Annotated in this window: 18 protein-coding genes and 1 pseudogene; 11 read left to right on the top strand and 8 right to left on the bottom strand. The window is 61.8% G+C overall.

Translation table 11 applies throughout. The features are described from left to right. Positions 1–5 precede the first annotated feature (5 nt). Complete coding sequence (locus tag I7X09_RS12240) at positions 6–965, bottom strand: ABC transporter substrate-binding protein (RefSeq protein ID WP_200317005.1); 960 nt, start codon at positions 963–965, stop codon at positions 6–8. A gap of 308 nt (positions 966–1,273) precedes the next feature. Between I7X09_RS12240 and I7X09_RS12235 the strand changes: the two genes are divergently transcribed. The 4 genes and pseudogenes from I7X09_RS12235 (at position 1,274) to I7X09_RS12225 (ending at position 3,611) form a co-directional block, all read left to right on the top strand. Further along, positions 1,274–1,690 carry a GntR family transcriptional regulator gene (locus tag I7X09_RS12235; protein ID WP_095972039.1) on the top strand — a complete coding sequence of 139 codons (417 nt, stop codon included), beginning with the start codon at positions 1,274–1,276 and terminating at the stop codon, positions 1,688–1,690. A gap of 92 nt (positions 1,691–1,782) precedes the next feature. Next, a pseudogene (locus I7X09_RS29740) lies at positions 1,783–2,106 on the top strand (ATP-binding cassette domain-containing protein); the annotation flags it as partial. 9 nt (positions 2,107–2,115) lie between these two features. Beyond that, positions 2,116–2,556, top strand: coding sequence for a hypothetical protein (locus tag I7X09_RS29735; protein WP_409529213.1), 441 nt, complete (start codon positions 2,116–2,118; stop codon positions 2,554–2,556). Next, entirely contained in the window at positions 2,553–3,611 is a 1,059-nt protein-coding gene (locus I7X09_RS12225; protein ID WP_234036895.1) for an ABC transporter permease, read from the top strand. The genes I7X09_RS29735 and I7X09_RS12225 overlap by 4 nt, the downstream gene beginning before the upstream one ends. 1 nt (position 3,612) lies before the next feature. Here the strand turns inward: I7X09_RS12225 and I7X09_RS12220 are convergent, their stop codons facing one another. Next, positions 3,613–4,254: a DUF4232 domain-containing protein gene (locus I7X09_RS12220; protein ID WP_200317001.1), complete on the bottom strand. Its 642-nt coding sequence runs from the start codon at positions 4,252–4,254 to the stop codon at positions 3,613–3,615. 191 nt (positions 4,255–4,445) lie between these two features. Here I7X09_RS12220 and I7X09_RS12215 point away from each other — a divergent pair, with 191 nt between their 5' ends. Both I7X09_RS12215 and I7X09_RS12210 read left to right on the top strand, forming a co-directional pair. Continuing rightward, on the top strand, positions 4,446–5,291 hold the full coding sequence (locus I7X09_RS12215) for an alpha/beta hydrolase (protein WP_095972042.1): 846 nt from the start codon (positions 4,446–4,448) through the stop codon (positions 5,289–5,291). A gap of 24 nt (positions 5,292–5,315) precedes the next feature. Next, on the top strand, positions 5,316–6,389 hold the full coding sequence (locus I7X09_RS12210) for a VIT1/CCC1 transporter family protein (protein WP_200316999.1): 1,074 nt from the start codon (positions 5,316–5,318) through the stop codon (positions 6,387–6,389). A gap of 8 nt (positions 6,390–6,397) precedes the next feature. Here the strand turns inward: I7X09_RS12210 and I7X09_RS12205 are convergent, their stop codons facing one another. Then, on the bottom strand, positions 6,398–8,230 hold the full coding sequence (locus I7X09_RS12205; protein WP_200317798.1) for an APC family permease: 1,833 nt from the start codon (positions 8,228–8,230) through the stop codon (positions 6,398–6,400). A 94-nt stretch (positions 8,231–8,324) separates the two neighbouring features. Further along, entirely contained in the window at positions 8,325–9,536 is a 1,212-nt protein-coding gene (locus I7X09_RS12200) for a DUF2254 family protein (protein ID WP_200316997.1), read from the bottom strand. A gap of 117 nt (positions 9,537–9,653) precedes the next feature. Here I7X09_RS12200 and I7X09_RS12195 point away from each other — a divergent pair, with 117 nt between their 5' ends. Further along, positions 9,654–12,020 carry an arylsulfatase gene (locus I7X09_RS12195; RefSeq protein ID WP_200316994.1) on the top strand — a complete coding sequence of 789 codons (2,367 nt, stop codon included), beginning with the start codon at positions 9,654–9,656 and terminating at the stop codon, positions 12,018–12,020. A gap of 47 nt (positions 12,021–12,067) precedes the next feature. Beyond that, positions 12,068–12,205: a hypothetical protein gene (locus tag I7X09_RS12190; RefSeq protein WP_153211511.1), complete on the top strand. Its 138-nt coding sequence runs from the start codon at positions 12,068–12,070 to the stop codon at positions 12,203–12,205. 6 nt (positions 12,206–12,211) lie between these two features. On the opposite strand, the gene I7X09_RS12185 is transcribed toward I7X09_RS12190, so the two are convergent. The 3 genes from I7X09_RS12185 to I7X09_RS12175 all read right to left on the bottom strand — a co-directional run bounded on the left by I7X09_RS12185 (position 12,212) and on the right by I7X09_RS12175 (position 16,001). Further along, positions 12,212–13,867: an FAD-binding dehydrogenase gene (locus I7X09_RS12185; RefSeq protein WP_200316993.1), complete on the bottom strand. Its 1,656-nt coding sequence runs from the start codon at positions 13,865–13,867 to the stop codon at positions 12,212–12,214. After that, a complete protein-coding gene (locus I7X09_RS12180) occupies positions 13,864–14,529 on the bottom strand; it encodes a TetR/AcrR family transcriptional regulator (protein WP_200316992.1) in 666 nt (221 codons plus the stop codon). Before I7X09_RS12180 ends, I7X09_RS12185 begins: the two co-directional genes overlap by 4 nt. A 140-nt stretch (positions 14,530–14,669) precedes the next feature. Beyond that, the gene (locus I7X09_RS12175) at positions 14,670–16,001 is read right to left on the bottom strand and encodes an MFS transporter (RefSeq protein ID WP_200316991.1); all 1,332 of its coding nucleotides are present in this window, start codon (positions 15,999–16,001) and stop codon (positions 14,670–14,672) included. A 157-nt stretch (positions 16,002–16,158) separates the two neighbouring features. Between I7X09_RS12175 and I7X09_RS12170 the strand changes: the two genes are divergently transcribed. The 3 genes from I7X09_RS12170 (at position 16,159) to I7X09_RS12160 (ending at position 18,730) form a co-directional block, all read left to right on the top strand. Beyond that, positions 16,159–17,322 carry an LLM class flavin-dependent oxidoreductase gene (locus tag I7X09_RS12170; protein ID WP_095972049.1) on the top strand — a complete coding sequence of 388 codons (1,164 nt, stop codon included), beginning with the start codon at positions 16,159–16,161 and terminating at the stop codon, positions 17,320–17,322. Positions 17,323–17,472: 150 nt separating this feature from the next. Next, the gene (locus I7X09_RS12165) at positions 17,473–18,009 is read left to right on the top strand and encodes a hypothetical protein (RefSeq protein ID WP_234036894.1); all 537 of its coding nucleotides are present in this window, start codon (positions 17,473–17,475) and stop codon (positions 18,007–18,009) included. Between the two features lie 88 nt (positions 18,010–18,097). Then, entirely contained in the window at positions 18,098–18,730 is a 633-nt protein-coding gene (locus I7X09_RS12160) for a hypothetical protein (protein WP_200316990.1), read from the top strand. A gap of 10 nt (positions 18,731–18,740) precedes the next feature. Here I7X09_RS12160 and I7X09_RS12155 read toward each other — a convergent pair whose 3' ends face one another. Next, positions 18,741–19,256 carry a CGNR zinc finger domain-containing protein gene (locus tag I7X09_RS12155; protein ID WP_200316989.1) on the bottom strand — a complete coding sequence of 172 codons (516 nt, stop codon included), beginning with the start codon at positions 19,254–19,256 and terminating at the stop codon, positions 18,741–18,743. Positions 19,257–19,263 lie beyond the last annotated feature (7 nt).

The raw sequence follows: 19,263 nt of genomic DNA, 5'->3' as shown, positions 1-19,263 counted from the left end.
AATGCTCAGGCCGCGGGAACTTGGGCAACGATGGCCGCGACAGCCTTCACCTGATCGGCGACACGAGGTCCCCACCGGCTGGAGAGGTCTTCGTCGAGCACATGGATCTGGTTGCCGGTAACCGCTTTCATGCCGCTCCACCCGGGTCGGGCGGCGACGGATTCTTCTGTCACTCCGCAGCATTGGGAGTCTGCGAGAAAGATGAGATCGGGATTGGCCTGCACCACGAATTCGGCGGACAGCTGCGGATAGTCGCCCTGCCCCGCGGCGTCGGCGATGCTCTTCATTCCGAACAACGAGTAGATCTGCCCGACGAAGCTCGAACTCGTGACGGTGTAGAGCGAGGAGTCGAGTTCGTGGAAGTACGTCAGCGGCTGTTGGCGCGCAGGAACACTGGCGACAGCGGCGTCGATGTCCGAGCGCATGGTGTCGACGACCTCGGTGCCCTTGTCCTCGTGGCCGGTGGCCTTCGCGACGCGCTCGATCTGGGCGTAGACGTCGTCGATGCTGGTCGCTGCCGGTAACAGGAGCGTCGGCACCTTCGCCTTCTGCAGTCCGGACACAAGATCGTTCATGTCATCCGACGCGATCACCAGATCCGGTGCGTAACCGAGGATGGCTTCGACGTTCGGTTGAAAGCCCGAGAGGTCGGTGACCGGGATACCGGCCGGGTAGTCGGACTGATTGTCGACGGCCTTCACCTGGTCGCCCGCGTCGACGGCCCACAAGGTTTCCGTGGCGCTGGGACTGAGCGACACGATCGACTGCGGACGTGACTCGATGGTGATGTCAGTGCCTGAATCCGTGGGACCGGAAACAACAGTCACCGGGAACGAACCGTCCGAGGCGGCTGTGGTCGTGGGTGCGTCGGACGTCGAGCTACTGCAGGCACCGGCAAGCAGTGCGGTGCTCACCGTCAGCGCTGCAAGTACGGATCTGAATCTACGTGTCGGCCGAGTACTCACAGCCACCCCTCCGCTAGTGGACGAGGGCCGCGAGCAGCGCGGCCGCGAGGGGAAGCGCCACGAGCGGTCCTTCGTCCGAGAACCATCGTGTCGCCACGAGGCCGGTGACCTGACTCGTCCGCCTCGAGTAGTGCCGGGCGAATTCACAGTTGCGTCGACAGTGCCGGGGTTTCACCGAACTTCACACGAGCAGCGTGGCACCCCGGCAAGCCGGGGCATCTGCACTTTACAGGGGTCGTCTGGCTTGACCCGGGAGGTCAAGGCAGGGTAAATATCTATTCCACTAATGAACTAGTGAAAGGGTTCGGATGATCGACTTCCGTATCGACCGCCGATCCGGCATTCCCACATACGTGCAATTGGTCCTTCAGGTGAAGCAGGCGCTCAGGCTCGGTGATCTCCACGTCGGGGATCGGCTGCCCACAGCCAAGGACGTCGTGGGAGCGCTCGCGATCAACCCGAACACAGTCCTGAAGGCCTACAAGGAACTCGAGCGCGACGGACTTGTTGCCCCGAGGCCTGGATTGGGCACGTTCGTCGTCAAGTCCCTGGCCAAGCCCGGTATGGCGGAAAGCTCTGCGCTGAGGCGCGAGTTGGCTCGCTGGGTGGCAGATGCCGTCGCCGCCGGACTCGAGCGCACGGACATCGAAGCATTGGTGAGCTTGGAGCTCGAGAAGACGTTCATCGAATCGGATCCGTCCGGAAAGCAGGGGGAGACATCATGACTGCGCAAGAATCGGCAATGACGATGCAGGACGTGGACAAGCGCTTCGGCAAGAAGAAGGTGCTCGACGCCTGCACTTTCGAGGTGGCCACCGGAAGTATCACTGCCCTGGTGGGGGTGAACGGAGCGGGCAAGTCGACACTGATGTCCTTGGCGGTCGGATTGACGATGCCTGACCACGGTTCGATCTCGGTCCTGGGTAGCACGCCGGATCAGGACGGCATCTGCCCAGGCCTGTCCTACCTCGCTCAGCACAAGCCGCTGTACCCCAAATTCACTGTTGCAGAACTTCTTCGATTCGGCGCGTACACCAACGACGAGTGGGATGCGAAGTACGCTCTGGATCTGGTGGAGCGCGCTGGGATTTCTCTCGATGCAAAGGCGAAGACGCTGTCACCAGGTCAGCGAACCAGGGTTGCACTGGCTTTGGCACTCGGACGCAGGCCGCAACTGCTGCTTCTCGACGAGCCCTTGGCGGATCTTGATCCCGTGGCGCGGCGATCCGTGGCGACCACCCTGCTCGAAGACGTTGCCGAGTACGGCACCACGGTTCTGTTGTCGTCACACATCGTCTCCGAACTGGCAGACGTCTCGGATCGACTACTTCTACTGGGCGGCGGAAACGCGAGATTGTCCGGACCGTTGGATGAATTGATCGCTGCCCATTACGTATTGATCGGGGACGGCGATCCTTCGGACGTGGTCGGCGCCGGTGCGGTCATTCATACCGACAAGGGGATGCGGTCGAATTCTCATGTGGTGGAGGGAGTCCGTCCGAGCCCTCGGGCCGGCTGGGTGATCGACGACGCAACTCTCGATGACGTGGTGCTCGGGCACCTGAGCGCAGAAACGATGGTGGCGGCATGATCTGGGTTACGTGGCGGCATCACCGCACATCGCTCGTTGTGTCGTTGGGATTCATCGCAGCTTTGGCTATAGCAGCGATATTCGGCGGAATCGGAACTCGACGTACTTCGGGAGTGGACGGCGGAGGGACTTACCTAGAGTGTGTCGGGATCGGTTGGGATTGTTGGGCGGATACCACCGTCACCGGTGTGAACACGATCGCCGCTGCCTTACCGGTACTACTCGGGGCGCTGGTGGGTGCGACCGTATTCTCCCGCGACATCGATCAGCAAACACATGTTCTCGGTCTGACGCAGTCGGTGAGTCGAGCACGATGGTTCTGGATGCGAGTCGTTGTTGTCTTTCTTCCGCTCACTGCCGCATCCGCGATCCTCGGTTTCATTCTCGAAGCCGCTCGGGTCGGATTCGAGAGTTGGAGTTATGTGGTCAACGTCGGACCCGTTCAGTCGTATGGAATGAGTTCGATGCTCTTCCCTCTGTTCAATTCCAGCGGAATCGTCTTGGGTGCATACACTTTCATGGCGTTGGTCGCCGGAGCTGCGGTATCACTGCTGGTGCGATCACCCATCGCCGCGGTGGCCGTCACCTTGATTGCCGTCGCCGGTTTGATGGTGGGATTTCAGAATCTGGCACGGCCGCACTATGCCGAGCCGACTGTGCTGACACAAGGTATCGACCAAGACACCTTCTACGCAACGTACGTCATGGATTCCTCGATGGCGTGGATCGTGCGAAGCGGATACACCGATGCCAACGGGAAGCCCGTCGAGATCGACTATCAGGCGTGCACTACCGATACAGCCGGCAGTGAATACGATCAGCGAACCGACGAGAGTGACGTGGATTTCTACGTTCGCCAAAAGGCCTTCTTGGCCCAACTCGATGCCGACTACCGTGCGTGTGTGCTCGCGCAGGGAGTGGACCACTACGAAACGCGGTACCACTCAGTCGACCAGGTCCGACGATTTCAGTTCACGGAAGCTGCACTCGTCCTGATCCTTTCGGGCCTGTTCCTCCTGCCGGCGCTCTGGGGCCTACGACGCCTCAAGCCGTGACTCAGCGGGCGACCGGTGCGACCGTCAGTTGGTTGATGTTCGCGCCGGTCATCGAGCAACCCTTGGTGGGGTAGGCGAGGAAGACCGAGTCGTAGCTGTTGGGCGGGTAAACCTTCAGTCCCGCAACGTCGGTCACGCCGCACTGATCTGCCGGGTAGTTCTCGACGTTCGTAGCTCGCACCAAAGACGTTGCGGCGGAGCCAGGGGCAAGGGAGACGAGTGAACCGGATCCGGAACGGCCGGCGGCGGCACCCACTTCGCTTCCGGACGCTCCCGTGACATACGAGACGCCAGGGAAACCGTCGAGCGTGCACGTGCGGCCGCCCGTGTTGGTGAAGACAACCGGAAGCTCCACGGAACCGGCGGCGCCACTCGACTCGCCGAGGGTGACGTTCAGTTCCCCGATCGCGCAGCCTTCGGGATTGGGTGCCGTCGAGGTTGTGGTTTGGGTGTGATCGGTATGGGTCGTCGAAGGTGCGGCAGTACCGGTCTGGGTCGTCGGCGCAGAGGCGGTCGTGGTTGAGGCGGGTGCTGGTGAACTCTCGGCCGTTCCCGTTTCATCCGAGCCGCAACCGCTGAGAAGGGCGAGAGCAGCAAGAGGAGCCGCCAACAAGCCGACGTTGCGCATGCGGTTGGGATTCATCGCTCTGTACTCCTCAAGCTGGTCGACAACTGGCTCCGGAACATCCGTGTCCGGTATATCCGAATCCGAGCCCGGATGTGCAGAAACGAATCAGGCTCGCCGGTGATCAGGACCTACTTCCCGGATGGATTGCCGCTGCGGATCTAGCATGAGAAATGACCTGTCCGGATCGCGACCACCGGGAGTAGCGCATGTTCACCTTCACCAGCGACGACGGAGTGGTCATTCATGTCCACGAATGGCCCACCGAGCAGGAACCTCGAGGGGTTGTTCAACTCGCGCACGGTATGGGTGAGCATGCAAAACGCTACGCACACGTTGCCGAAGCTCTGAATGCTCGCGGCTTCCTCGTCTACGCGGCGGACCACCGCGGCCACGGTGAGAGCATGCACGCCGGCCCAGGCAACATCGGCGACGACGGCTGGAACCGCTTGGTGGCAGACATGGTGACCCTCACGGGGATCATCCGCGACAAACACCCGGGCCTGCCGGTCGTGCTGCTCAGCCACAGTCTTGGTTCGTTCGCTTCGCAGCAGTACATCCTCGATCATTCGCACCTGATCGACGCCGTCGCACTGTCGGGGACCACCGCGGTCGATCAACTCATAGAGAGCCTCGTCAACGACGGCCCGGACGTCCTCGCCCAGTTCAACGCGGAGTTCGAACCGGCCCGTACTCCGCACGACTGGCTCAGCCGTGACGAAGCTCAGGTGGATCTGTACATCAACGATCCGCTGTGCGGTTTCAGCCTGGATGACGCCGGCATGGGCGGACTTATCGCAGCGGGGCCGAGGTTCGTCGACGTCGAGGGCGTGCGACAAGACCTTCCGATCCTGGTCTTCGTCGGCACCTCGGATCCTCTCAACGCCGCGCTGAGCCGTACCGACGTCGCAGTCGAACGGTACAACTCGGCGGGGATCGAAGACGTCACCTACTACACCTATCCGGGCGCCAGGCACGAGATCTTCAACGAGACCAACCGCGACGACGTCATCAACGATCTGACGACGTGGATGGACCGCGTACTCGAAGCGTGACCGCCTCACCGGAAGGGGAACACGATGTCCACAGTTCCGGCCGCACGACCCGATCCAGACCCGCGAGATGTCAAGCGCTGGAGACGATACCTCGCCGACGAACAAGCTGAGGCCGCCGTCTACCGCGACCTCGCGGGTAGGCGCAGCGGCGAGGAGCGCGAAATCCTTCTCGCACTGGCCGACGCGGAGGGCCGACACGAGGCGCACTGGCGAGCGCTACTCGGCGATCACGTCGGCAAACCACTGCGCGGCGATATCCGCACCCGGATACTGGGCTTTCTGGCCAGGCGCTTCGGCTCCGTCTTCGTGCTTGCTCTTGCGCAGCGCGCGGAGACGCGATCCCCGTATCCCAACGACGCCGACGCGACTGCATCGATGGGCGCGGACGAGAAGATCCACGAAGAAGTGGTGCGGGCCTTGGCCACTCGGGGTCGGAACAGACTTTCGGGGACGTTTCGTGCCGCCGTTTTCGGGGCCAACGACGGCCTGGTCAGCAACCTCGCTCTCGTACTCGGCATCAGTGGTAGCGGCGTCTCCAACCAGATCGTTCTGATCACCGGCATGGCCGGGCTTCTGGCCGGCGCCCTGTCGATGGGTGCCGGCGAGTACGTTTCCGTCCGCTCTCAGCGAGAGTTGTTGGAAGCGTCCAATCCTGGTCCCGCCGCCAGCGAAGCTGTCGGTCTGCTCGACGTCGACGCCAACGAGTTGGCTCTGGTCTACCGGGCCCGCGGCATGTCCGCCGAGGAAGCGGACCAGCGCGCCGCCGAGGTCCTAGCGAACAGCACCTTCGGCGCCGCGGACGTTGTCGACAACCATGAAGCCGTCGGAACCGGATTGGGCGCAGCGGCGGCAAGTTTTTGCTTCTTCGCCTCGGGCGCAATCATTCCGGTGTTGCCGTATCTGTTCGGCCTGGAAGGCATGACAGCCCTGATCGTCGCGTCTGTTCTCGTGGGGATCGCGTTGCTGACCACCGGCGTTGTGGTCGGGTTGCTGTCGGGCGGGCCGCCGTTCAAGCGGGCCCTACGCCAACTTGCGATCGGCTACGGCGCTGCCGGCGCGACGTATCTGCTCGGCATGTTGTTCGGGACCTCGCTCTGAGTGACGGGTCACGCGCGTAGGGCGGGATCGCGGTGAGCCGGATCGATCCGGACCGGAATTTGGCACACCACGGCCTCGGTGTGTTTGCGCAGTGCATGAGCGATCTCATCGGTCCGTTGGCTCGGGAGGAACCGGTGCCATCTGGTCGCCGGGTCGATGGTGGCGACGACGACAAATGTTTCCCGGTGAGGGAAGTGTGTGCGGATATATCGAGCGAGGGTGTTCCCCACAGAATTCTCGGTGTCATCGATGACGATCAAACGCGAATTCGGGTGTCGGGCTTGCCATCGGCGGGTGAAGTCCGTCGTAGATTCGTGGGCCAGGCAGACTCGAATTGCGATGGGCCGCGACGACATCGCCGTTGCCGCGGCCATCGCGCGGGTGGAGAGCGATGTAATTTCGGAGACGGGTACTAGGACCGCTGGTTTGTATCCGATGGACAGAGAATCGTTGTCACTCTGAGTAGTTAACCGTGTACCGATATGTGTGTACGCGCCGCGGATGCGTTCCATGCCGAGGACGAGCGCAGGGAGTGCGAGAGCGATCAGCCAGGCGCCCTCGGTGAACTTCATGGCGGTGGTCACCACTGCTGCGATCGAAGTCAACACAGCGCCGAAACCGTTGAGCGCCAGGCGCCATTTCCAACCCGGTGTCCGTTCGGCGAGCCAGTGGCGCACCATGCCGAACTGCGCGAGCGTGAAACCGATGAACACACCGATGGCGAACAGCGGCACCAAGGTGTTCATGTTTCCGCCGGATCCGATGAGCAGGAGAGCGCCGACGCCGCCGAGCGACAAGACGCCGTACGTGAAGACGTCGCGCGTCGACTTCCGACTGAAGCGGTGTGGGAGCACGTTGTCGTCGGCAAGGATCCGCATCAGGTTGGGGAGTCCGCCGTAGGAGGTGTTCGCGGCCAATGCCAGCAGAATCACGGTGGAGAATTGGACGACGTAGTAGCCCACACCATTTCCGAGGGCAGCGGACGTGAGCTGCGACAGGACTGTTGTTCCGGGGATCGGGGCCAGTGAGAACTTTTCGATCAACACGGCAAGGCCGATCAGCATGGTGCCCAACAGGATTCCCAGAGCAACTTCGGCGCGCTGAGCGCTACGCACGCGAGGCTTTTTGAAACTGGGTACCGCGTTGGCGATGGCTTCGACACCGGTCAATGCGGCACAACCACTCGAAAATGCCTTGAGCAGAAGGAGAATGCCGATCGTGTGTGCGTTGTCGGCGACGAAGGGAGCCGTTGCGGCGGCGGGGCTTTCCCGAAGCAGTCCGGCGCCGATCACCGTGAAGATGCTGACGACAAAGATCGCGGTGGGCAACATGAATACCCGCGCGGAATCTGCGATGCCACGCAGATTCAGTGCCGTGATGCCGCCGAGTATCGCCAGCGCAATCCAGACCGTGTAGGGAAGAAGCGCGGGGAAGGCGGAGGTCAGGGCCGCGACACCGGCTGCGATCGATACCGCGACGTTGAGTGTGTAGTCGACGATCAACGAGGCGGCGGCGGTCAGGCTCGCGCGGGGGCTCAGATGCTTCTTCGCGACGGCGTAGGCGCCACCACCTTCGGGAAATGCGGCGATCACCTGGCGATACGACGCCACCAGGACGACAAGCAGCACGGCGATGGCGATCGTCACCGGCACGGTGAAGCCGATCCCCGCGCCGCCGGCGAGGGCCAACACCAACACGATGGCCTCTGGACCGTACGACACCGAGGCCATCGCGTCGAGCGACAGGCCCGCCAGTCCGGTTGCGACGGAAAGCTTTTGCTTCTCAGGTTCGCCGCCGGGGCGGGTGGTCGACGATATGACTCCACGGTGTCCGAGTATCACTGCATGTCTCACCGAGTCAGTATCGTCATTTCCCGCAGCACTGAGACTGATCTTGACGATGCTTTGACGCGATGGCCCGCAAATCTGTACGGGTTCACAACGGCGGCTCGCGTCGACGAAACCCGTCGGACATCTGGCTTACCCAACCAGCGCGCGTGGCGAGAACGTCGCGGTTCGGAGACTCCGAGTGAGCGGCGACGTGCGAAAGTAACTCGCGAAGCCGACCCAGAACGAGCGGCGAGTTCGATGCAGAGGCTATGACGTCGTCCAGTCCGGTTCGTACGAAGGTCGTGAAACCGGGCAGCGGAACCACCACGCGCAGTTCACCACGCTGGTCGAGGGCCCGGATCGAATCTGCTCGTACGGAGGCCACGCGCGAGAGGAGGTCCTCGATCTCGTCCAGAGCCTGGACGGCCGTAGCAGGATCGTTGATCGCGGGTGAGAGCGCTCTGAGCGCGATGTCGGCCAATAACCGAAGCGCGAGTAGGGGGTCCTGCGTGAAGGTTCGCTCACTCCCACTGACCAGGGCGTCGAGGATCGCGTCGGCGGGCATGGGTTCGCCGTAGACGTCGGCGAGCGGCAGTCTGCCTCGCAGAGTGCTGCCTGGCGAGACTCGGAAGACCACAAGAGCGTGACAGCCGCGAGCTTTGTGCAGCAGATCTTCGACGAGGATCTGCTGCAGAACGGCGGGCGGCCGATGCCACTCGATCGTCATGATCACCGGAAGCGTTGGTAGAGGCGGTAACTCCCGATCGGTGTCGGGGTATACGGATTCGACGACTGCTCGTCCACGGCTCGAGATGGAGGCGAGGACCGGAGCCAATTGGATGGCCGAGAAGGCGCGCAGTTGGAGCAGTCTGATCAGCGTCAGCGTGGCCAAGAGTGCCAGCACTGCGAGACTGGGCACGACCACGGACACATCCGTTTCGTTGCTGATGGCGAGTGCTGCCGTGATGTCGAAAACCGACTGGCCTATCGCGAAGGCAAACGTACGCCACACGATGGGGTCGTCGCGGAACAACAAGAGGCGAGGGGTGAAGGTGGTCGCAGCCCACTGGACGACGAGGAACAGCAGCGAGAAGATCACTGCGACTACACCCAGTAACCCCAGTCCGAGGGCAACGAGCATCTCGCTGACCTGACGTGCGGGAATCATCGGGCCGCTCCGGATATACGGCATCGCCAGTCCGGCAGCCAGTCCTACGACGACGCACAGGATCTGGGTCAGGCCGGCACGTACACGGCGCCGGGGGACGAGGAAGGCATGCCCGATCGGGGTGGGAGCGAAACGTCCGGGCTGATCCACACTTCAAGCCTCCACGCTGCGGTAATGGTGCGCCTTCACCCGAAACGGATGATGTCGATGTCGTCGTGATCCTGAAACGCTTGAAAGAGCCATGTGAGAGACAGAAGGCGAGACGTCATGACGGATCCGACGGGCCAGAGCCGCGCTGTACTACCGATCCCGGATCGACAACATCTTGGTCTGGTGACGTACGACGCGAAGGATCCGGACACCGAGTTTCCGCCGATCACTCCGTTACTACCACCGACCGGGGCACCCAACGTTCTGGTGGTCCTGTTGGACGACGTGGGATATGGCGCAAGCAGTGCCTTCGGCGGACCGGCGGACACTCCGACTGCTGAGCGGTTGCAAGGTAATGGGCTCACGTACACGCGGTTTCACACGACGGCATTGTGTGCTCCGACCCGCGCCGCTCTTCTGAGCGGGCGCAACCATCATTCGGTCGGCATGGGATCGATCACCGAAACCGCTACCTCGGCTCCTGGTCTTTCCGGCCTGCGGCCGAATACCAAAGCCGCACTGCCGATGACGTTGAAACTCAACGGATACTCGACGGCGCAGTTCGGCAAGTGTCACGAGGTTCCGCCGTGGCAAACATCCCCGGTGGGACCGTTCACGTCGTGGCCGACGGGAGAAGGCGGATTCGAGCACTTCTACGGATTCATCGGCGGGGAGAACAACCAGTATTACCCGGCGCTGTACGAAGGCGTCGCGCCTGTGGAGCCGGACAAGACACCGGAGGAGGGCTACCACCTCACCGAGGACCTGGCCGACCACGCCATCGACTGGGTCCGGATGCAGAAGTCCTTGGCTCCGGACAAGCCGTTCTTCGTCTACTTCGCTCCCGGCGCTACCCATGCGCCGCACCATGTTCCGAAGGAGTGGGCCGACAAGTACGAGGGCCGGTTCGCCGGAGGTTGGGACGCTCAACGCGAGAAGATCCTCGAGCGGCAGAAGCAGCTGGGCGTCGTTCCCACGGATGCGGTTCTCACCCCGCGCCCTGAGGCGATTCCGGCGTGGGAGGACATGGGTGAGGAATTGAAGCCTGTCCTCGAACGCCAAATGGAAGTCTATGCAGGATTTCTCGAACACACCGACTTCCATGTCGGCAGGCTTGTCGATGCGATCGAAGAACTCGGAGCTCTCGACAACACCCTCGTGTACTACATCATCGGAGACAACGGAGCGTCCGCAGAGGGGACGGTCAACGGAGCCTTCAACGAGATGGCCAACTTCAACGGACTCGCGGCCATCGAGACGCCCGAGTTCATGGCGGAAGTGAAGGACAAGTTCGGTACCAAGGACGCGTACAACCACTATTCCGTGGGGTGGGCGTGGGCAATGTGTACGCCGTATCAGTGGACGAAACAGGTTGCGTCGCATTGGGGTGGCACTCGCAACGGGACGATCGTGCACTGGCCGGCGGGGATTCGGACCAAGGGGGAGACGCGATCGCAGTTCGCCCACGTCATCGACGTTGCACCGACGATCCTCGAGGTCGCGAAACTGCCGGAACCGACCTTTGTCAACGGCGTCCAGCAATCACCCATCGAGGGGACCAGCATGGTCTACACCTTCGACGACGCCGAAGCCCCCGAACGTCACGATCTGCAGTACTTCGAGATGGCCGGCAACCGTGGAATCTATTACAAGGGTTGGAGTGCGGTCACGCGTCACAGCACTCCGTGGCTGTTCGCGGAGGTGCTTCCCGCTCTCGACGACGACGTGTGGGAACTCTACGACGGGTCACAGGATTGGACGCAATCCAATGATTTGGCCGCTGAGATGCCGGAGAAACTCGCTGCACTGCAACGCTTGTGGTTGATCGAAGCGGTCAAGTACAACGTACTTCCGATCGACGATCGTAGATTCGAGAGGTTCAACCCTCACATCGCGGGGCGTCCGCAGTTGGTATCCGGGAACAGGCAAGTTCTGTTTCCCGGAATGAAGCGACTGAGCGAGCACAGCGTGCTGAGTATCAAGAACCGATCATTCAGTGTCACAGCAGCAGTCGACCTCGCGGATGGCGTTACTGCCAACGGTGTGATGATCGCGCAGGGAGGCAGGTTCGGCGGCTGGGCGCTCTACGCGCGGGAAGGCCGCGCGAAATTCGTCTACAACCTGCTCGGCATGACCGAGTTCGTCATCGGTTCCGACGTTGACATACCGGCAGGATCACATCAGATCAGGGCCGAGTTCGCCTACGACGGAGGTGGTCTCGCGAGGTGCGGCGGTGTCACGATCTACCACGACGGTCGCGAAGTGGGTTCGGGTCGCGTCGAGCAGACCCAACCGATGGTCTTCTCTGCGGACGAGACCACCGACATCGGTGACGACTACGGCATGCCTGTCAGTGTCGATTACAGTGGCGCAACCACATTCAACGGCTGTATCGACCTCGTGCAGATCGACGTCGGCGACGACGACCATACCCACCTCATCGATCCGGAGGAGGTGGCGCGAGTGGCGGTGTCCAGACAGTGATTTCACCAGTAAGAGCAGCAGTCACAATCTCCTGAGGGAGGGTCGCAATGCCGACCGTCATCCGCACTGTTCACGATCTGGTTCGCCACGCGCGCGGGCCGACGCATCATCACCACCATCAATCCGTGCACGAGGCACGGCGAATGCGCGCCCATCACATACTGGTCACGCATTCGCTCGCCTGATCTGGGCTACAGGTTGCGCGCCAGTGCTCGTCCGGCTGCGCGGCCGGAGAAGATGCAGCCACCGAGGAAGGTCCCTTCGAGCGCGCTGTAACCGTGGACTCCACCGCCGCCGAAGCCCGCGACCTCGCCGGCCGCGTACAGGCCGTCGAAGACGCTGCCGTCGGCCTTGATGACCTGTGAATCCAGGTTGGTTTCCAAGCCGCCGAGGGTCTTGCGCGTGAGCAGGTGCAACCGGACCGCGATCAGTGGTCCGTTCTTGGGGTCCAAGATCTTATGTGGTGCAACGACACGCACGATCTTGTCTGCCAACAGATTACGGGCGCCGTGGATGGCGGTGACCTGGAAGTCCTTGCTGTACTTGTTGTCGACTTCGCGGTCGCGGGCGATCATTTCGCGTTCGATGTCCTCGTAGTCGAGGAGCGGTTCGTCGGTGAGGGCGTTCATGCCGTCGACCAGATCGCGAAGGTTGTTGCGCACCACGAAGTCGGCGCCCTTCTGCTTGAACGCTTCTACCGGCCCCGGCGCACCCTTCTTGATTCGTTCGAGAAGGAGTTTGAAGTCGCGATTGGTGAAGTCGGGGTTCTGTTCCGATCCCGAGAGCGCGAACTCCTTCTCGATGATCTTCTGATCGAGGATGAACCACGTGTACTCGTGGCCGCTGTCCAGGATGTACTTGAAGGTCCCCATCGTGTCGAAGCCCGGGAAATTGGGGACGGGCAGACGCTTGCCGGTGGCGTCGAACCACATCGAGGACGGTCCGGGGATGATGCGGATTCCGTGGTTCGGCCAGATCGGATTCCAGTTCTGGATGCCTTCGGTGTAGTGCCACATGCGGTCGCGGTTGACGATGTTTCCGCCCGCGGATTCGGTGATTTCGAGCATGCGTCCGTCGACGTGTGCGGGCACTCCCGTCAGCATGTGCTTCGGTGCCTTGCCGAGTCGCTCGGGCCAGTTCTTCTTCACCAGTTCGTAGTTGCCGCCGATTCCGCCGGAGGTGACGACGACGGCCTGTGCGGCGAACTCGAATTCGCCGATGGGAGTGCGGGAGCTCTTCACGCCACGGAGATCACTGGACGGTTCGAGGACGGTTCCTCGTACACCGGTGACCGTACCGTCGGTGACCACCAACTGATCCACCTGGTGGCGGTGCTTGAACGTGACCAGTCCACGCTTCTGAGCGGCGATGACCTTGGTCAGGAAGACGTCGACCACGCCGGGACCGGTACCCCAGGTGAGGTGGAAGCGCGGGACCGAATTGCCGTGTCCGAGAGCCATTCCGCGACCGCGTTCGGCCCAGCCGACGTTGGGCATCAGGCGAAGACCCAGATCGTGCAGGTACTGACGCTTGTCTCCGGCCGCAAACTCGACGTACGCCTTGGCCCACTGTCGCGGCCAGTGATCTTCGCGGTCGCGGTCGAATCCGGCAGTGCCCATCCAGTCCTGCATTGCCAACTCGAGGGAGTCCTTGATACCGAGGCGACGCTGCTCGGGGCTGTTCACGAGGAAGAGCCCGCCGAGAGACCAGAATGCCTGGGCTCCGAGGTTTGCCGCGTTCTCCTGTTCCACCACAAGGACTTTGCGGCCGGCGCGCGTCAGTTCGTAGGTGGCGACCAGTCCCGCCAGCCCTGCCCCGACAACGATGACGTCAGCTTGTTCGCTCACGACAGCTCCTCTTCAGATTGGTTGTTCTGGATTATTTCGCTGTAGGACAGCAGGATTCGAGTGAAGATATCGCGACGCAGCGCGAAGGCGGCGCTGGTGTCGGTATCGACGAGGCACTGGACGCTCGTGCCGTCGTGAACTGCGACCAATGCTCGTCCCAACGACGTCGGGTCACCGACGATTGTTCGACCGACATCGCTGAGTGCGGACTCCACGATGGGAAGCAGGGTCCGAAGAATTGCGTCTTCACGGTCGGCAAGCGCCTGACGAAGTGCCGGGTTGCGGAGCGCGTGGGCTGTGAATTCCGCGTTGATCCGGTACCACTGCGGGTCGACCGGAACCACGGACACGATTCGGGCCACGGCGGAATGGATGTCGACGGCGTTGCCGGCGGTGATCGACTCCGTCGCCAACCGCAGATCGGCGAGCATTGCTGCAGATCGCTGCTCCCACATCGCGAAGAACAGTTCGTCGAGTGAATCGAAGTTGGAGTAGAACGCGCCTCGGGAGTAACCGCCGCGTTCGCAGATCTGCTCGACCGTTGCGTGTCCGAACCCGGATTCGGAGAAGACGTCCGCGGCCGCGTCGAGCAGTCGCTGCCGGGTCTGACCACGGCGTTTGGTGACACGCTTGGCCGGCGAGTTGTCCGTTCCAGTCGTCATCGGCGCCTCCGTCGGGGTGGACCCCAAACGATACACCGATGTATCCGATGCGTAGGCGTATCTCGAGCTGTTCTTCTTCTCAGGTATTTCTATGCATATCTAGTGAATGTGCAATAGATACGGATATTCAGGTGTGATCGCTACAGATGCAGATCACTCTTCCTGATCGCCGCAGTGGCAACGACGCTGATCACCGACGTGGCAACCAGATACCCACAGGCCAGCCACGGTGAACCGCCGCTGGCGCCGATCAGTGCAGTCAGAATCAGGGGAGTGACGCCGGAGGCGTAGATGCCCGAGAACTGATAAACGACAGACAAGCCGGTGTATCTGATTTCGGTGGGGTAGAGGCTGGCGTAGAGCGTTCCCTGGGCGCCGTAGAACAAGGCATGAATCACTCCGAAGACCACGACCATCGCGACTCCGAAGAGCAGAAGGTTCTCGGTCCCGAACAATGCGAAGGCGGGGAAGATCGCGAGGCCGTACGCGGCGATGCCCACGATGTAGACCCGTTGCGGGCCGAACCGATCGGTGAGTAAACCGGAAAACGGCAGCAAGATCGCCATCACGACCGCGGCGACGGTGACTACGAGAAGTACGGGAACCTTCTCGAAATGCAGAGTCTTGGTTGCATACGTGATTGCAAAGACGCCCCAGGTATTGAAGGCAGCGCCTTCGCCCCAGCGAGACAGCATGCCCAGTACGGTGTTTCGGGCGACCTTTCCTTGGAAGACTTCCTTGAGCGGGGCGGAGGAGCGTTGTTCGAGGTCGCGAACGGCCTGAAAGGCGGGCGTCTCGTCCACCTTCAAACGGACCACCAACCCCACGATCACGAGAACCAAGCTCAGAACGAAGGCTATGCGCCAGCCGAAACGGAGAAACTGTTCGTCGTCGAAGACTGTTTGAAGGAGCGCGAACATTCCTGTGCCCAATGCCAACCCGAGAGCCAATCCGATCTGCGGGATGCTGCCGAACAGGCCACGCTTCTTCTCCGGGCTGTGCTCCACCGCCAGGAGAACGGCTCCGGCCCACTCGCCACCGAGAGCAAATCCCTGCAGGATACGAAGCAGCAGAAGCAGAATCGGAGCAACAACCCCGATCTGAGCGGCGGTCGGAAGAACACCCATGAGCGCCGTCGCGATACCCATGATGAACATTGTGAGAGCAAGCGTCTTCTTGCGTCCGATGCGATCGCCGATGTGACCGAACACCACTCCACCGATAGGGCGAACGAGAAAGCCGACCGCGAAGGTCGCAAAAGAAAGCATGGTCCCGACGAAGGAACTCTGATTGGGGAAGAACAGTTGGTTGAAGACCAGGCTCGCGGCCGTCGCGTAGAGGAAGAAGTCGTACCACTCGACCGTCGTGCCGAGCAGGCTTGCGGCGACGACGGTTCTCAGTCTGGAACGTCGCTCACCGTCGGTCTCGTTCGAGAACGGTGAATTGTGCTCGACTTCGGCAAACGTGGTCATCGGAGCCCCCGGGTAGCGGTGCAAATTCACGAAAGTATCGCCGGAGCCGAAAGTGGGCACCCATAGCGATCAGGGTGATTTCAACCCTGTTCTTCGAGGTGGAGTGTGGTTGTAATGACAGAAGAGTTCTGCCTGTTCGTCGACGAAAGGAATCACCGTGTCACTGCGCTTCCACTGGTTCTTGCCTACTTACGGTGATTCCCGGAATCTGATGGCGGGTGGGCACGGCAGCTCGATGTCCGGTGATCGTCCGGCGACGCTGAAATACCTCAACCAGATCGGTGCGGCCGCCGAGACGAACGGTTTCGAAGCCGTCCTCACGCCCACCGGCGCGTGGTGTGAAGACGCATGGCTGACGACGGCGATGATGATCGAGACCACCGAGACACTCAAGTTTCTGGTTGCTCTGCGACCGGGATTGCTCAGCCCCACGCTGGCCGCCCAGATGGCCGCAACCTTCCAATGGCAGTCGGGCGGTCGTCTGCTGCTCAACGTCGTGACCGGCGGGGAGGACCACGAGCAGCGCACGTTCGGTGATTTCCTCGACAAGAACCAGCGGTACGCACGATGCGGTGAGTTCCTCGACGTGATCCGCCAGCTGTGGTCCGGTAACGGGCCAGTCGATTTTTCCGGTGAGTATGTCAACGTGGAAAAAGCTACGCTGCAGCGTATTCCGGATCCGGTACCGCCGATCTTCTTCGGCGGATCCTCGCCGGCAGCCGGAACCGTCGCATCGCGTTACGCCGACACCTACCTCACCTGGGGTGAGACGCCGTCCGCTGTCGCCGCCAAGATCGCCTGGATTCGTGACCTCGCGGAAGTTCAAGGTCGTCACCTCGACTACGGAATCCGTTTGCACGTCATAAGCCGGGACACCTCGGAACAGGCATGGGCAGAAGCGGATCGGCTGCTCAGCGCGCTCGACCCGGCGACCGTCGAGCAGGCTCAGGCGAGTCTTGCGCGATCCGGCTCCGAGGGTCAGCGTCGGATGCTGGAATTGCACGGCGGCGGTTCGGCTTACAAGCAGGGCGTCGGAGCAAGGTCGTTGGAAATTGCGCCGAACCTGTGGACCGGCGTCGGGTTGGTCCGAGGGGGAGCGGGCACCGCATTGGTCGGTTCGCACCAAGAAGTGGCTGATCGGATTGCCGAGTACGCGGCGATCGGTCTGGATCACTTCGTACTGTCGGGCTATCCGCATCTCGAAGAGGCGTATCAGTTCGGTGAGGGCGTGCGTCCGATCCTCGAAAAGCGTGGATTGGTGGCACCGCACGGTACGGCCGGCGGACCGGTGCGAACGCCCTTCGTCTCCAGTGGGAACTGAGTCGAACAGCGAACTCTTCGAGAAGGGGACGTATGTCCCGATCTTTCGGGAATGACCTCCTGGCGGGACAATTGGGCCATTTCGGGCGCTAGATCCGATCTAGGCTGCGCACTGTTGCCGAACTCAAGGCGCAGTACGAAAGGAACCTCGATGAAGCTGGGCACGAGTGGAGTACGTCGCGTAGTGGGAACCGTCGCGGTTGCCGCTGCAACCGCGGCAGGCGTCGCGATGGTCAATCCTGCAACTGCGTCGGCCGAGGTGGTCCCGCCGGTCGTCTCGTACAAGGTGACCGGAAACGATCTGGCACTGACGATCACGAACAACAACACGGGCATTGCCCCGTTGTGTCAGGCGTTTGTCGTCAACGCCGCGGATTCTGCTGCTGTGCTTGATGATCCGCTGAAACTGCTCGATCCGAACCTTGTGGTGTACCCCAAGATCACCGATCCGGCCTCGCTGTTCGACGTGGGCAAGGGGCAGACGGTCACCAACACCGTGACCGATGTTCCGGACGGAACCTACGCCGTGCTCGGTGCCTGCTTCGATCTTCTCGATCTCGAGACGTTGGGCAAGCCGGTTCCTGGCGTACCAAGCCTCGTTGTCATCGGCGGACCGTTCAGCGGCATCAATACCGGCAGCTTGAGCGACCTGTTCGGCAGTGGCAGCGCCGAGGGCCTTTTCGGGTAGCGCACCGTCTGCCTCCCCAATTTTCCGACTGAGCGGTCTATTCTTCATGCATCTGGTGATCTGACCGACTTGCCTGGAGGTTCGGAAAATGCGAAGTCGTGGATTCAAACGCGCCATCGGAAGCATTGCCGCGGCGTCGGCCGCCGTCGTGGGACTGGTTGTCATGTCTCCGGCGACGGCGTCGGCAGCACCGGCGATTCTCCCGCCTCCGGTGTCGGTGAGCGCAGCGGACAATGCGATCACCTTCACCGTCACCAACCCGAACCCGCGGTTCAGCTTCATCAACTGCACGGTGGCGATCCTCAATGCCAGGGATGTTTCCGACGTGATTCGTGATCCGGCGAAGCTGCTCCAGCCTGGCGTGTTGGTGTATCCGACCGTCAGTAACATCCTCGATCTGTTCGCCGTTTCGCCTGGCCAGACGATCACCCGGACCGTCGGCAATCTGCCGGCCGGCGTCTACGCCGTTGCGGGAGCGTGTGTTCGACTGCTCGATCCGACCAACCCCACTATCGCGATCCCGCAGGCAGTTGTGGTCGGCGGCTGGTTCGAGGGCGCAGGAACCGGAAGTCTCTCAGGATCTTTGGAGGATCTGGGATACACCACGGTTCAGGACTTGATCGACGCGTGGAATCGCATCAACTCGGGAAGCAGCGGCGGTAGCTTTCAGTTCGAGTACCAAGGTGGCTCGGATTTCGAGGTAGTGGGTCCCACGTCGTAGTAGGTGCAGCTCACTTGCGTGCACGATGACGTCGCACCGCGTCGCGATTCGCGCACGTTGGGGAGCAGTACCGCTGATTGCCGTTGCGGGAGGTGTCCGCGTAGATGTTGGTGCACTCGTCCAGGGTGCATCGACCTAATCGGTGCATGCCGCGGCCGACGAGGTGTAGCGCCGTGCCCACCGAGAAGAGTGCCTTGAGGACCTCGGCGAGTGATTGTTGGGGATCGCGGTAGTGCAGATGCCAGCCGTCGTTCGCGTGGTTGGTCATACGCGGATACGCCGACGCTTGCTCGAGCATGACGTTCACGAGTTCGGCGCGGGCTGCCTCCTCCGTGACGTCGACGATTTTCGACCACTCGATCAGAAGGTCGAGGGTCTCGTCGAGGTCCTTCTCGGCGATGGGGAAATCGAGAATGATGCCTGCATCGACGCAGCGTTCGACTAGTTCGGTCAAGCTCTCGGGATTTCGATTGGCCAGGTCGGCGGCCAATGTCACCGCATATTCACCGTAAGGGTTGAGATGCACAATGCCA

The sequence above is a fragment of the Rhodococcus sp. P-2 genome (assembly GCF_016598535.1).
In the GTDB taxonomy this organism is placed as follows: Bacteria; Actinomycetota; Actinomycetes; order Mycobacteriales; family Mycobacteriaceae; genus Rhodococcus_F; species Rhodococcus_F baikonurensis.
This window is presented reverse-complemented; position numbering and strand designations above follow the sequence as displayed.